Source organism: Streptomyces sp. NPDC025793, assembly GCF_055558375.1.
Map to the genome: position 1 here is coordinate 1 of NZ_JBVHMR010000062.1, position 12,762 is coordinate 12,762.

General features: G+C 68.8%; 13 protein-coding genes and 4 pseudogenes. 6 read left to right on the plus strand and 11 right to left on the minus strand.

All coding sequences use genetic code 11. From position 1 onward, the window contains the following. Nucleotides 1-233: 233 nt before the first annotated feature. The 3 genes and pseudogenes from ACZ4MF_RS44530 to ACZ4MF_RS44540 all read left to right on the plus strand — a co-directional run. Nucleotides 234-723, plus strand: a pseudogene (locus ACZ4MF_RS44530) (YbhB/YbcL family Raf kinase inhibitor-like protein). A gap of 79 nt (nt 724-802) precedes the next feature. Further along, nucleotides 803-1,498, plus strand: coding sequence for a type 1 glutamine amidotransferase domain-containing protein (locus tag ACZ4MF_RS44535; RefSeq protein ID WP_467499548.1), 696 nt, complete (start codon nt 803-805; stop codon nt 1,496-1,498). Between the two features lie 227 nt (nt 1,499-1,725). Further along, nucleotides 1,726-2,022 (plus strand): annotated as a pseudogene (locus ACZ4MF_RS44540) (transposase); the annotation flags it as partial. 225 nt (nt 2,023-2,247) lie between these two features. Here ACZ4MF_RS44540 and ACZ4MF_RS44545 read toward each other — a convergent pair. Together ACZ4MF_RS44545 and ACZ4MF_RS44550 are read right to left on the minus strand one after the other, a co-directional pair. Continuing rightward, entirely contained in the window at nt 2,248-2,625 is a 378-nt protein-coding gene (locus ACZ4MF_RS44545; protein ID WP_274346434.1) for a nuclear transport factor 2 family protein, read from the minus strand. A 113-nt stretch (nt 2,626-2,738) separates the two neighbouring features. Beyond that, entirely contained in the window at nt 2,739-4,058 is a 1,320-nt protein-coding gene (locus ACZ4MF_RS44550) for an IS630 family transposase (protein WP_467499598.1), read from the minus strand. Between the two features lie 483 nt (nt 4,059-4,541). On the opposite strand from ACZ4MF_RS44550, the pseudogene ACZ4MF_RS44555 reads away from it, so the two are divergent. Further along, a pseudogene (locus ACZ4MF_RS44555) lies at nt 4,542-4,712 on the plus strand (ISAzo13 family transposase); the annotation flags it as partial. Between the two features lie 239 nt (nt 4,713-4,951). Further along, nucleotides 4,952-5,035, plus strand: a pseudogene (locus ACZ4MF_RS44560) (integrase core domain-containing protein); the annotation flags it as partial. Between the two features lie 682 nt (nt 5,036-5,717). On the opposite strand, the gene ACZ4MF_RS44565 reads toward ACZ4MF_RS44560, so the two are convergent. The 4 genes from ACZ4MF_RS44565 to ACZ4MF_RS44580 form a co-directional block, all read right to left on the minus strand. After that, entirely contained in the window at nt 5,718-5,915 is a 198-nt protein-coding gene (locus ACZ4MF_RS44565) for a transposase (RefSeq protein ID WP_467499551.1), read from the minus strand. A gap of 143 nt (nt 5,916-6,058) precedes the next feature. After that, nucleotides 6,059-6,310, minus strand: coding sequence for a hypothetical protein (locus tag ACZ4MF_RS44570; RefSeq protein WP_467499553.1), 252 nt, complete (start codon nt 6,308-6,310; stop codon nt 6,059-6,061). Nucleotides 6,311-6,730: 420 nt separating this feature from the next. Further along, nucleotides 6,731-7,630, minus strand: coding sequence for an aminoglycoside phosphotransferase family protein (locus tag ACZ4MF_RS44575; RefSeq protein ID WP_467499555.1), 900 nt, complete (start codon nt 7,628-7,630; stop codon nt 6,731-6,733). 92 nt (nt 7,631-7,722) lie between these two features. After that, nucleotides 7,723-8,169 carry a MerR family transcriptional regulator gene (locus tag ACZ4MF_RS44580; protein ID WP_467499557.1) on the minus strand — a complete coding sequence of 149 codons (447 nt, stop codon included), beginning with the start codon at nt 8,167-8,169 and terminating at the stop codon, nt 7,723-7,725. 99 nt (nt 8,170-8,268) lie between these two features. On the opposite strand from ACZ4MF_RS44580, the gene ACZ4MF_RS44585 reads away from it, so the two are divergent. Next, complete coding sequence (locus tag ACZ4MF_RS44585) at nt 8,269-9,057, plus strand: amidohydrolase family protein (protein ID WP_467499559.1); 789 nt, start codon at nt 8,269-8,271, stop codon at nt 9,055-9,057. Nucleotides 9,058-9,237: 180 nt separating this feature from the next. Here ACZ4MF_RS44585 and ACZ4MF_RS44590 read toward each other — a convergent pair whose 3' ends face one another. From ACZ4MF_RS44590 to ACZ4MF_RS44610, 5 genes are all read right to left on the minus strand, one after another. Then, the gene (locus ACZ4MF_RS44590; RefSeq protein WP_467499561.1) at nt 9,238-9,450 is read right to left on the minus strand and encodes a hypothetical protein; all 213 of its coding nucleotides are present in this window, start codon (nt 9,448-9,450) and stop codon (nt 9,238-9,240) included. Nucleotides 9,451-9,573: 123 nt separating this feature from the next. Continuing rightward, on the minus strand, nt 9,574-9,777 hold the full coding sequence (locus ACZ4MF_RS44595; RefSeq protein ID WP_467499563.1) for a hypothetical protein: 204 nt from the start codon (nt 9,775-9,777) through the stop codon (nt 9,574-9,576). A 349-nt stretch (nt 9,778-10,126) separates the two neighbouring features. Then, nucleotides 10,127-10,252: a hypothetical protein gene (locus tag ACZ4MF_RS44600; RefSeq protein ID WP_467499565.1), complete on the minus strand. Its 126-nt coding sequence runs from the start codon at nt 10,250-10,252 to the stop codon at nt 10,127-10,129. A 960-nt stretch (nt 10,253-11,212) separates the two neighbouring features. Continuing rightward, nucleotides 11,213-11,566, minus strand: a complete 354-nt coding sequence (locus ACZ4MF_RS44605; RefSeq protein ID WP_467499567.1) for a VOC family protein — start codon at nt 11,564-11,566, stop codon at nt 11,213-11,215. A 73-nt stretch (nt 11,567-11,639) separates the two neighbouring features. Further along, a complete protein-coding gene (locus ACZ4MF_RS44610) occupies nt 11,640-12,743 on the minus strand; it encodes a Glu/Leu/Phe/Val dehydrogenase family protein (protein WP_467499569.1) in 1,104 nt (367 codons plus the stop codon). Between the last annotated feature and the right edge of the window lie 19 nt (nt 12,744-12,762).

A 12,762-nucleotide genomic window follows, 5' to 3' on the forward strand; every position in this document is an offset into this window, starting at 1 on the left:
ACCCGCTGGAACAGCTCCCACAACTCGTCCGGCACCAGCCGTTCAACGATCCTCGCCACGACCGACAGCTTACCCAGCCAAATGAGATGACCTCTTAGTAGGCCGTGAGCTACCGAGTGTGTCTGCGGTCGTTCAGGGGCGCCTCGCCTCGTGTCCGCAAGAGGGTGGGAACGCGGCGGCCGGCCGTCGGAATCCGTCGGGACTCCCGCGGCGGCTTGGTGTAGGAGACGGGCATGGGCATGCCCAAGCCTTTTGACCCATACGATCTGCTGCCATCGGTGCCGTCGTTCGAGCTGAGCAGTGCCGACGTCGCCGACGGGAAGTCGCTGGACGTGGCACAAACCAGTGCCATCTTCGGCGGCCCGGGCCAGGACATCTCCCCACACCTGGCCTGGAGCGGCCATCCCGCCGAGACACTGAGCTTCGCGGGCACCTGCTTCGAGCCGGACGCGGTGACGGTCAGCGGCTTCTGGCACTGGTCGGTCTACGACATCCCCGCGTCGGTGAACGAACTGCCTGCCGGCGCGGGCGACGCCAGCGGTAAGAGGCTGCCTGCCGGGGCCCGGGGAGGCCGCTCACCGTTACATGTTCGTCGTGCATGCGCTGGACACATCCCGTCTCGACATCACCACGGAGGCGACTCCCGCATGGCTCGGATTCCGGCTCGTGGCCCACGGCCTGGCACGAGCCAGGCTCACGCCGGTGTTCGGGATCCCGGCCTGATGCGGAGCCAGGCTGCGAGCGAGAGAGAAAGAAGTCGAGTCCCCCAGAGAGCCAGGTGGGGACAAGGAGGTAGAGATCGATGGCGAAAGTACTCTTCATCGTCAGTGGGGCTACCTACTGGGTACTCAAGGACGGCACCAGGCATGCGACCGGCTACTGGGCCGAGGAGTTCGCGATGCCGTACAAGGCGGTCACGGACGCCGGCCATGAGGTCGTTGTCGCGACGCCGGGCGGCGTGACCCCGAACGTCGACATGATGAGCCTGCGTCCCTCCATGGCCGGAGGCGAAAAGGGGGCTCTGGAGCTGGAGGAGATCATCCGTTCCGCGGAGGCGATGCGTCGGCCGCTCAAGCTGTCGGATGTCCGCCTTGAAGACTACGACGCGGTGTACCTGCCCGGCGGTCATGGCCCGATGTCGGACCTGGCCTACGACGCCGACGTCGGTCGGCTGCTGACGGCCCAGCTCGCCTCCGGTAAGCCGTTGGCGATCGTGTGCCATGCCCCCGCCTCGCTCCTGGCCACCAGGATTCACGGCGAATCGCCCTTCAAGGGCTACCGCGTGACTGGCTTCACCAACGAGGAGGAGGAAGCTGTGGGCCTGGCGTCCAGGGCAACGTGGCTGCTGGAAGACGAGCTGAAGGACAAGGTGGGCGTCGAGTACAGCCGCGGTCCCATATGGGAGCCGTACATGGTTGAGGACCGCAACCTCATCACCGGACAGAACCCTCACTCGGCGGCGGTTCTGGCGGATCGCCTACTGGAAATCCTCAAGTGAGGAGACCCGGAGTCCTCGCGGCGTAGCCGGTAGGGTGCGGCCGAGAATGGCGTGCGGTGGACTCCGCGCTTCCACCGCGACTCTCTCACCATCGGCGTCCGGTAGGCGCACCGGACGCCGATGACGGTCCGTTCGTTTGCCGGTGCCGGAGGGGCCGGATGCCGGCGCGTCCCACGGGTCGGCTCTAACACCGTGTCCTACATGGTCAGTTGATCGTTAGCCAGATCATGGGGAGTGGGCGGTGGGGATGGATCGTGCCGGAGGGGCTGTGGGAGATCGTGAGGCCTTTGCTGCCGCCTGCGCGGGTGCGGCCGCAGGGCGGCGGGGTGGCCAATATCGATGACGAGGCGGTGTTCGCGGCCATCGTCTACGCCCTGGTCAGCGGTTGTGCCTGGCGTGCTCTGCCGCCCTGTTTTGGAGCGTCGAAGTCGACTGTGCATCGTCGGTTCCTGATCTGGTCGAGGGCCGGCGTCTGGGGACGGCTGCATCAGAAGGTGCTCGAGATGCTCGCCGGCCAGGGCCTGAAAATGGACGCGCGGCACCGGCCGCCTCACTCCGGGCGCTTACGACGACGTCGGACTCCGGCTCAGGCATGACACGCCCTCCGCCCCTCGGGGTGAGGCCGCAGCGAGAAGGGCCTCCGCTGGGGCGGACGCCCCCTCAACGCCGCAGCCTGACCGACCGCGAACCGCAGCCCCGGAGTGCCGAAAGGGACAAGTTCACGAGAAGGACAGCGACAGAAGGACGACTCAGGAGGCGGACGGCTCGATCTCCCCCGCAAAGACGATGACCTGGTCGATGAGGCTCCGCCGCAGATGGACGACGTCCGTTCCCGCCAGGCGGGGGCCTCCATCCGGCGTGGTGAAGACCCACTGGTACCGGGCCCACTCGTCAGGCATGTCCACCGCTGAGCAGCGCACCATCGTGCCGGTCCCCGCCGGGTGGCGCCGGATGTCCAGCACGAACTGCTCGACCGCCGCGATTCCTTCGCTGCGACCCAACGGCCCCCAGAAGACCACGTCTGAGGTCAGAGCCTGGGAGAGCAGGGCAGTCACATAGCTGTCGTCCGAGGCGTTGAACGCGGAGATGAACGTGTCGATCGCGGAGCGTGCCGTCTCTTCCTGCATGCCCCCAGTAATACCAGCCGTTGCGCGTGCGCTCGTCCCGCGAGCCGCCTTCCGGTCACGGTGAACCATCCCGGTCACAGCACCAGTATGTGATGCGCCAGAAATCCTGTGGGTTAGTTCTGCTCTGATTTCTGGCCGGTGGTTCCGATCGTGGTGAGGTAGTCGGCGAGGGAGTTGAGGATCTCGTCGGCTGTCTTGGTCCAGGTGAAGAGCCGCGGGTTCTCGTTCCAGGTGTTGATCCACGCAGTGATGTCGTCCTCCAGTGCCTTCACGGAGGTGTGGACGCCGCGGCGGATGAGCTTGTCGGTCAGCAGGCCGAACCACCGCTCCACCTGGTTCATCCAAGAGGAGCCGGTGGGGGTGAAATGGACGTGGAAGCGGGGGTGCTTGCCGAGCCACGTACTGATCTCGGCGGTGTTGTGGGTGGCGTAGTTGTCGCAGACGAGGTGCACGTCGAGTCCGGCGGGCACGGCCTTGTCGACCCGGATCAGGAACTTCCTGAACTCGATCGCCCGGTGGCGGCGGTGCAGCGCCGATATGACAGTGCCGTCGGCGATGTTGAAGGCGGCGAACAGGCTCGTGATGCCGTGCCTCAGATAGTCGTGGGTGGGGCGTTCGGGCATGCCCGGCATCATCGGCAGCACTGGCTGGGACCGGTCCAGCGCCTGGATCTGGCTCTTCTCGTCCACGCAGAGCACAACCGCCTTCTCGGGCGGGTGGTGGTACAGACCGACAACGTCGACGACCTTGGCGACGAACTGCGGATCGGTGGACAGCTTGAAGGAATCCTGCAGGTGGGGCTTGAGGTCGAACCGCTTCCAGATTCGCCCGATCGTCGACTTCGACAGGCCGGTGCGCTGGGCCATCGAGGCCCGTGACCAGTGCGTGTCCTGGCCCGGGAGCGACTCCAGGGTGGCCACGACGACCTCCTCGACCTGGTCGAGGAGGATCGAAGGCGGCCGGCCCGAGCGCGGCTCGTCATACAGACCATCGAGGCGCTTTGCGATGAACCGGGCCCGCCAGCGGTCCACGGTCGACCTGTCGACGCCGAGGTCGGCCGCAGCCTGCTGGTTCGTCCCGCCCTCCGCACAGCGCAGCACGATCTTCGCCCGCAACGCCAGGAACTGGGCGGTCCTGGCCTGCCGCGCCCACTGCTGCAGCTGTCTGCGCTCAGCATCGTCGAGGATCAGGTCGGCCTTCGGCCGGCCAATCCAGCCGGCGTCCTCAAGCCCAGCCATCCGCTGTGCAGCGAATGCCCGACGCCACTTGCCGACCGTCTTGGCCTGGACACCGACGAGCCGTGCGACACCCGCGTTTGACATGCCGTCAGCACACGCCAGGATGATGCGGGCCTTCTCAGCCGAGCGCCTGTGCGGCATTTCCGTGCGGCGCACCAACTCGGCGCGCTCGGCCTCGGACAACGTGATCGCCACAGCAGAAGGCCCCGAATGCGACATGGCAACAGGGTACTTTCTAATCCCCAGGATTTCTGGCGCATCACACTAGCGTGGCGCGCACCTGAGAACCGTTCGCGCTCACGCTCCCCGGAGGCCCCAGGTATGACCAGCGCCGCCCCCATGACCGCCGTCGAGTGCTGGGACAAGTACAAGCCCCACCGCGGCGAGCAACCCCAGCAGCGCCCGGCAGCGACCCGGTTCGACTGAACCGGCGTCCCCGACGACGGCGCCGTCGGCGCTGAACTCGTGGGCCAGCCGAAGAACCACGCTCGACCTCGGGCCAGCCGAAGGCGAGAACGCCGCTTACCTCGCCCGCGCCGGCGTCGAGGTGACGGCGGTCGCCTTCTCGCCGGTCCAGGTCGAGCGCGCCCGCGGATTCTGGGGCGACCTGCCCAACCTCACCTTCGTGCACGCCGAACCATGCGCCTACCTCGACGAGGAGCCGCGCGAGTTCGACGCCGTCCAGGAGCGCAGGCGCGGTCGCTGGGACACGGTGGGATCAGGCTCGTCGCCCGTGCGGCCGGAGTGCTGGAGGGCACCGTCTCGCGCGGGGTGGCTTAACTGGACTCCGGCCCAGACCTGTTGGGACGAGTCCGCCGCTCGGGCGGGGGCCGGAAGAAGGCGACAGAGTGAGCTGCTGCTCAGAGGGTCCGGCGCCGTGCGCGACGGACAGGGTGTCGGCGAGGAGCTGCCAGAGACGGGCCTGCCATCGCCGGAGGAGGTGCAGGCGGCCAGCATGAACGCCGACGCCGCCAGCGCGCATCCGGTGATCCACACACGTGAACACGAAGAGGTCATCAGGAAGTTTCCCAGTACTTCCAGTGACCGTACTTGCTCGCGTCCTGGGCGACCTGTGGTGGCCGCAGGGGCGCATCCACCCCTACCGGCCACAGGCCGACGGCAAGGTCGAGCGCTTCAACCGCACCCTGCTCGACGAGTGGGCCTGCCTGCGGCCCCGACACCGACAACGACGAGCGAACCCCGGCCCTGGCAGACACCGCTGCCACACCGCGATAGGCGGACACCCGCCCATCAACCGTGTGAACAACGCTTCAGGTCAATACACCCAGGCCACCCGCTTGGTGGTGCACGTGCCCCCAAAGCTCATTTGGCGAGCCCTCGTACATGCGGCTGATCCGCGCGTCATCCTCCGTGCGGTCCTCCGAGGAGCCCCCCGACGATTGGCGCGGTCCCGAGCAGTCCGAACACCGGATTCAAGGGGCTACCGTCCGGACCGGCTGAGGGAGTGGCAGCAGACTCCACTGCGGGATCCCGGGCCTCCGCTGCCGCCGCTCCGCACGGGGCGATGACCGCCATCGACAGGGCGACAAGCGGCAGGACAATCGCATGACGCAACAGCATGATCGTTCTCCTCAGCAGCCAAGGCTGTCTGGCAGAGACGCAGGGCGCCCGTGAGCGTTTCCGCCACCCTCGATCGGTCGCCGGCGTGACCGTGATCAACACACAAAGCATGACGCGCCAAACAGCCCAGCCCGCCCATTACGCCAACAGCGGCATGCCGCACGCCATCCCTGATCTTGCGTGGGTATCCCCAGCTTCAGCTGGGGGGAGGGAAACGCGTTTTCGGGCCGCAGGCGCGCAGCACCGGAGTTCACCGCGCATCTTCGGCGACGGTCAGGCGGGCCGCACCTGAACCTCGATGTACTGACGGACGATGCTGAGCGGTGCGCCGCCGCACGATCCGGCGAAGCAGGAGCGGGACCAGAACACGGAGCCCAGCCCCATGTGGTTGATGCGGCCGGTGTACTGGGCGCGCAGGTACCGGGAGCTGCTGGTCCCGACCCAGCCCCCGCACGGTCGCCACGCCAGCATCCACCCCCTGACGCGGCAGTGCACGCGGCAACTCCTCGGCATCCTTGCACCGCTGCTCCTCCCAGGCCTCGGCCTGATCACGCAGCCGGGCAGGCCGGGCGGTGCGGGGATGGCCAGGCTGCGATTGAGCCGTCCGGCGACCGTCACCACCTCATCGCCTCCGCGACCTCCGCCAGGGTCGACGGCTGAACCCGCTCCAGCAACATCGCGAACTGCTCCTCGCCACGCCAATGCAGCAGGACGGCACCGCACCCGCCCCACGCAACGAACGCATCCGGCTCATGGACGTTGCCAGGGTGCGGAAACGACACCTTCAGCACGGCGCTCTCCTCAGCCCACCGCCGCGCCGGAGCGATGACCCCGACGCCTCCGTGCACGACCTCGCCATCCGGCACGCACGCCCAGCCCCCAGCAACTCCTCCACGGTCTCAGGCAACTCGGCGAGCCACGCCGCCCCGGCCTCCCCCTCGCGGTCGACAGTGCCCTGCGCGAACTCCCCCGGCATCGCGATCTGCGGCTGGAGTACGTACCAGCGGAACGTCCGCCACGGACGAGTCGACTGCAGAAGCTCGACAGGTGCCGTTCCCCAGTCTCGGTCCTCCACCAGAGGACCACGCCTCCGACGGTCACTCACCGTCGCAGCGACACTTTCAACGCGCGCACCCCAGGCCCAGGGGCCATGGCCCGTGCTACGCCCGTTGCAGCCTGCCCGATCTCGCCGTCTGGTGGCGTGCCGAAACACCCTGATATCGGGGCCGACCTGGTGAAAGTAAGAAGCTGTGCTGTGATCAGCGCAGTCCCAACACGCTCTGGCCTCAGCCCTCTTGCAGCACCGTCCGGATCACGTGCCGGGCATTGTGCGCCATCGCCGGGTTCGTCCTCCGGTAGTACGGCAGCGCGATCAGTGCCTGCGAGAGTGTCCGTCCCCGGCCGCGGATCCAGGTCGCGTTGTCCACGCTCAGCGCCTCGCGGAACGCTTCCCTCGCCCTGGCCGGCAGCAGATTCCACGCTGGGAACAGATCGCAGGCCGGATCGCCCGTACCCACGCATCCGAAGTCGATGACCGAGGTCAGCCTGCCGCCGTCCACCAGCAGATTGCCCGGCATGAGATCGGCGTGCAGCCACACCGGCGGCCCTTCCCAGCAGGGGGCCCGCAGCGCCTCCTCCCACACGGCGGTGGCAGCATCACAGTCGACGCCCTCCTGCGGGATCCCGCGCAGCTCCTCGATCGCCGCCCGGGTCTCCGCGTCGAGCGAGGCGACCGGTCCCCCGCGGTGGGCCCGCGGCGCACCAGGCAGGGTGATACTGCGCATCGCCGCCACGAACCCGGCCAGATCCTTTGCCAGCAGCACCGGCTCGCTCAGGGCTCCCGCCTCGGGATTCTCCCCCGCCAACCACCGGTACACCGACCACGGCCACGGGTACCCCTCCGCAGGCTCCCCCTCCCCGAGTGCCTCAGGAATGGCCACAGGCAGGTGAGGCGCGAGCCGGGGCAGCCACGTCCGCTCCATCGACACGTCGTTGGCCCCGCCCGCCACGAGCGGCAGCCGTACGACCATGTCATCACCCAGCCGGTACATGGCGTTGACCGTCCCGCCGGACGGAAACCGCTCGACCGCCAGCCCCGCCCACTGCGGGAACTGCCCGGCGACCAGCCGCCGTACAAGGTCTGCGTCGATGGCGTGCATGCCCGGATGCATCTGCCCTGTGTTCATGGCACACCATCCGACCGCCGGACACCGGCGAGCGTCAAACGCTTTCCCGGTGGCACCACTTTCGCAACACGCCGGCGAGGCCGAGGACCCGGTCACACGGGTGTGACCGGGTCCTCGGCCGGCGAGTTGAGGGTTCGACGTGGTGAAGGCGTCCGGGTGCCCGGAGCCGGAGCCTGATCGGCCGCGTTCTCGATGTTCTCGGTGACGGCAATCGTCTGGCGCAGCAGGCGACGGGCGGTCTCCAGGTCGGCGGCGCGCTGGTCGAGGATGTCCAACTGGTCGCGAAGGCTGGTGAGGACGCCGGGACAGGGGCGCAGCGTTGCCGTGTCGTGGGTGCAGGGCAGGACCTGGCGGATGATGCGGGTGGGCAGGCCTACGGCGAGCAGGGCGCGGACGCGGCGCACCGTCTGCACGGCCTGCTCGTCGTACTCGCGGTAGCCGTTGGCGCGGCGCTCGGCGTGGATGAGTTCCGTCCGCTCGTAGTAGCGCAGTAGCCGCTCGCTGACTCCGGTCCGACGCGACAGCTCCCCGATCAGCACCGATCCGCCCCCTTCGACTTGACCTTCCAACGGTGTCAGGGAGCAACAGTGCCCTGACCGGCCGCATTCCGGACCGGTCGAGACGGAGGGAACGAACCAGTGATCATCGACGCGCACAGCCACGTCCACGACCCGGCCGAGGCACATGTGGGGCTGCTGGACGAGGCCGGGGTCGACCGTGCCGTCCTGTTCGCCACCCGGCCGCACCCGGAGCGGGCGGGCGACCTGGCCGCACTGCGCCGGGAGATGGCCGTCCTGGAGAAGGCGCTCGAAGGTCGGGCCGGCACGGTCGAGGCGTACCGGCCGGCGTGGCGGGAACTGGACGCCGCGCTGGCCGCACGGCCGGAGCGGTTCATCGGCTTCCTGTCGGTGCCGCTGGGTCCGGGGCCGCAGGAGACGGCCGCGATCGTGGAGCAGGAGGTGGTCGGGCGCGGACTGCGCGGGATCGGGGAGCTGACGCCGCCGCCGGGACGGGCAGGGCTGATCGAACCGGTGCTCCGGGCGGCGGCCGACCAGGGGCGACTGCCCGTGGTCGTGCACGGCTCCGCGCCGACCACCGCGGAGGACCTGGCGACGCTGGCCGCGCTGGCCCACCGCTACTCCGACGTTCCGCTGGTGGTCAGCCAGTTGGGAGGGCATCACTGGATACAGGCCATCGAACTGGTGCGGGACACCCCGAACATGTACCTGGAGCTGTCCACGGCCGGCGTCGTCTTCGCGGTCCGGCTGGCCATCAAGGAGATCCCGGACCGGACCCTGTTCGGCTCGGACGCGCCGTACGGCGACCCGGTTCTCGCCCGGGCCCTGGTCGAACGAGTCACCAGTCCGGGCGAGGTACGCGACCGGGTCCTCGGCGGGACGATCGCCGAACTGGTCGGCCTCGGCTGACGCGGAACCGGCCCGCAAGGTGCGACTCGGACCGACGGAGCCCTCCGCCGGCAAGCCGAGCGTGGGCCGGTCAGGGCAGGGCCGGGCCGGTGAGGCGGAGCCGGAGCACGGGACGCGGGCCGTGCTCGGCCGCGGCTATCCCCTGTCGCTCGCGAAACAGCTCGCCGAGTCGATGGCGGACTACGCGGGGCAGTACCGCGCGGCGCCGGCCGAGCGACTGCGCCGGCCGGCGGGGGCGGCAGGGGTTTTCGACGAGGACGGGATCTGGGCGCCGAGGCGATAGCTGTACTCGAGAACGTCCCACACGATCTCATGGCGGTCGTGCCATTCGGCCACGAGCGTGAGAGCGCTGACGGGAACGGCGACCGGCTCGCCGGACAGATCGGACAGCATCACCTTGAGCTTGCTGCGGTCCGCCAGGTGTCCTTGCGCACCAGCGCAGGCGTGGGAGAGATGGGGATACGAGGCCGTCGGGATGCGCGGCCACCGATCGCCTACGACCGTCTGGTGCGCCTGTCAGGTCATCTCCCACAACTGCCGGTGCGGCCGGCCGGGATAGCCCTTGCTCTCGATCGCCAGGGTGCCGATGTCCGGGCGGGACAGTCGCACCTCGAACGGGTCGGTGTCGGCGGTGCGCCGGGTCACTTCCCGGGTGATCTGGTCGACCTCCCTGGCGCTGGCGCTGTCCTGCGATCCGGCGTGGAGCACGGTGAGGTGCATCCATTGCGGCTGGACCGGGTGCAGGCCTGGCTGTTCAGACAGCAGGCGGTAGGTGTAGGCCCGGCAATTGGAATGTCCCGTTCCATTGATGTGACCTGGACTGTTTCCGACTGTCTCATTCAGGGGCCACGCCATTTCGTCTCACGATCTTGTCCCCAGAAGTGACGCAAGGTCCCCACGTTGCTGATCTGTGACGTTATGCCTGCGGGCGTCTACGCGGTTGTAAGGCCGAGCGGGATTGTCGCAGGGTGTCCCACGTGATGGCCTTCTCCGCGTCGCGGCGACGACGTCGACTCCCGTCCTGCACCCGACGGCTGCAACCAGCCCGATTCGTCGTGCGGCCCTCAGGTCAACCGGGCAGGGTTGCCGCTTGGTCGGTTAGAAGCTCGTCGGCAACCGTCATCAGCACTTCAGGGAACTGCGCGGCGAGGGCATTGGCTGCCACCTGCCATGAGTCGAGCCGCAACGCCTGCATGATGAGGGAACATGCGCGATCTGCCTCGGCTGGCGTGACACGGCCACCAACGCCCTCGCCCGCTCCTGCGGGTTGGTGATGGTCCGGGTCAGCGCCTCAGCGCGGTCGACGTCCCCGGCCTGAGCAACCGCCGCCGCTACCCGCGCCCGCACCTGCACCCCGACCGGCCGCGTTCGTGCCGGCCGCTTTGTAACCGCCGCCTCGGCCTCCCGGGTGAGAGCCTCGGCACGGTCGATGTCGCCAGCCCGCGCCACGAAGGGTGCTCGGGGTTCGCTGAGCGCAGTGGCCGAGTAGCTCTGCGAATGGCCATCTATCGCTGTGCGTCGCGACCACATCGGGGCAGGCGCCCGCACAGTGCGGTCACTGACTGCCGATTCCTACTGCGAAGCTCGAACGGATGAGCCAAGCCGTACCCGGAGACGCAGGGCCGACAGCCACCAAGCCGCAGTCACACTGCGCACCCTGACTGACCTGCGAAGACGCCCCACGCGTTCCCAAAACTGAGGAGAGGCGTTCCAGGGTCCCGTTGCGACAAGCCCCTGACGCGCGGCTCAGCAATTTTCTTCAAGGCCCGCCCCCGCCGATGGGGGAGAGATCGTGGAGCGGATCTCCATCGAGCGCGGCATCGCCCTGCCCGCCGAACCTGCTGACATGCAGTCGAAGGAACCTTCGTCGTCCCGTGCACCGGTCGTGCCCGGCCCGCGGGATGCGGCGGCACCTTCGCTACTGCGGCGGTTTTTTCGACGCGGTCGCTGACCTGGTCTCACGACGCCGGGCCGGATGCGGAGCGAAGCTCGTGACGGACCGACGGCGAAACGGCTGCGGGCCCCCTGCAGCCGTTGGACGAGGTGCGGCGTTCGATGAGGTTGGCGTCGCGCCGCTGACGGTGGCCCACGCGTTCCCGCTGAAGCTCCGTTGCCGGTCTTTGTCGCTGCCGAGAGCACGGGGACGTGGCGCGGGTCAGTAGTACTGGGCCAGGCAGAACTCGTGCTCTTCAGGATCGACCATCACGACGACCACGCCCTCGTCGTGGTCGTGGCGTTCGCCGGTGAACCGGCCGCCGAGGGCGACGACCTGGGCGATGCCCTGGTCGATGTCGTCGACCACGACGTCGAGGTGCAGGCGTGCCTTGCCATGTTTCGGCTCTTTAACAGGCTGGAAGACGAGGCGGGGCTGTGGGTCGCCGCGGTGGCCGAGGTACGCCCAGCCAGGCTGGGACGGCCCCCTCTGGCGGTCAAGGAGGACGCTCCAGAAGGCCGCCACCCGTTCCACGTCGATGCAGTCGATGGTCACTCCGCCCCAGTGGTTCGCCATGTTGTCAGCACTCCTTTTGTTGTCGCATGGGATGTCGGCGGCTCGGACTCCATCGGCCCGGCTGCCCACGAGGTCAGGGGCAGCGCTGCGGGCGAGTCGGGTGCGAGCGTCCCTGGCGAACGCGTTGCTCGGCGAGTTGCCTGGCCGCGATCGCGGGCGTGGTCCGGTGGGTCCGGGCCGTGTGGAAAACCTGTCGGAGCGTAGCTGCAATGCCCTGGATGCGCTCGGTCAGCCGTTCCTCGGATTCCTGGCGCAGTTCGACACCGGTGGCGTGGATGACTCCGCCGGAGCTGACGACTACGTCCGGCGCCCAAAGGATGTCTCGTGCCGCGAGGAGGCGGGCGGTGGCCGGTTCGTCGAGTTGATTGTTGGCCGGGCCGGCGATGGCGGCGCACCGCAGCAGCGGCACCGTGCGGGCGGTCAGCAGGCCGCCGAGCGCGGCCGGCACGAGGATGTCGACCTCCGCGGTGAGGGCGTCGTCCGGATCCACCCAGGTCGCGCTCAACTCCTCGGCCAGGCTGCGTCTGGCCGGGTTGATGTCGGTCACGACGAGCCGCGCGCCGGCCCGGTCCAGGAACCGGGCTACGTGGGCGCCGACCGCACCGAGGCCGATCACCCCGAAGGTCCGGCCGGCGAGCTCCGGTGAGCCGAAGGCCTCGTCGGCCACCGCGCCCAGTGCCGCCAGGGTGCCGCGCGCGGTGTGGAGGGAGGAGTCGCCGCTGCCGCCGTCCTCGACGGGTCGGCAGCAGACATGGGTGGTGCGGTTGCCGATCACGGACATGTCGACCGGACTGCTTCCCACGTCCGGGCCTGCGATGTAGCGGCCGCCGAGCGATTCGATCGCGTCGCCGAGGTCGTGGAGCAATGCCGTGCGCTCCCCTCCGGCCGGCCGGGCTGCGGTCGGGAGGGCGACGACTGCCTTTGCGCCGCCGTGTTCCAGACCTGCCAGCGCGTTCTTCTCGGTCATCGCTGCCGCCAGCCGCAGCGCGTCAGCGATCGCGGCGGCCGGGTCAGCGTAGTGAGCGATCCGGCACCCGCCGGCTGCCGGACCGAGAGCGGTCGAGTGGATCGCGACGGTGATCGCGAGACCGCTGCGGCTGCCGCGTACGACCTGCACCAACTCGTGGGAAGGATTCGGGATGTTGAGGGCCAGAGCTTGCTCAAGTGCGACTGTCATGGCGTGAAGCTAACCGTTC

What these genes read in the sequence shown, in the direction of transcription:
- ACZ4MF_RS44535 (WP_467499548.1), top strand. Translation starts at nt 803, where the DNA reads ATGGCGAAAGTACTCTTCATCGTCAGTGGGGCTACCTACTGGGTACTC.
- ACZ4MF_RS44545 (WP_274346434.1), bottom strand. Translation starts at nt 2,625, where the DNA reads ATGCAGGAAGAGACGGCACGCTCCGCGATCGACACGTTCATCTCCGCG.
- ACZ4MF_RS44565 (WP_467499551.1), bottom strand. Translation starts at nt 5,915, where the DNA reads ATGCTGGCGTGGCGACCGTGCGGGGGCTGGGTCGGGACCAGCAGCTCC.
- ACZ4MF_RS44575 (WP_467499555.1), bottom strand. Translation starts at nt 7,630, where the DNA reads ATGAACACAGGGCAGATGCATCCGGGCATGCACGCCATCGACGCAGAC.
- ACZ4MF_RS44590 (WP_467499561.1), bottom strand. Translation starts at nt 9,450, where the DNA reads ATGCTGTCCGATCTGTCCGGCGAGCCGGTCGCCGTTCCCGTCAGCGCT.
- ACZ4MF_RS44595 (WP_467499563.1), bottom strand. Translation starts at nt 9,777, where the DNA reads ATGCACCTCACCGTGCTCCACGCCGGATCGCAGGACAGCGCCAGCGCC.
- ACZ4MF_RS44600 (WP_467499565.1), bottom strand. Translation starts at nt 10,252, where the DNA reads ATGCAGGCGTTGCGGCTCGACTCATGGCAGGTGGCAGCCAATGCCCTC.
- ACZ4MF_RS44605 (WP_467499567.1), bottom strand. Translation starts at nt 11,566, where the DNA reads ATGGCGAACCACTGGGGCGGAGTGACCATCGACTGCATCGACGTGGAA.
- ACZ4MF_RS44610 (WP_467499569.1), bottom strand. Translation starts at nt 12,743, where the DNA reads ATGACAGTCGCACTTGAGCAAGCTCTGGCCCTCAACATCCCGAATCCT.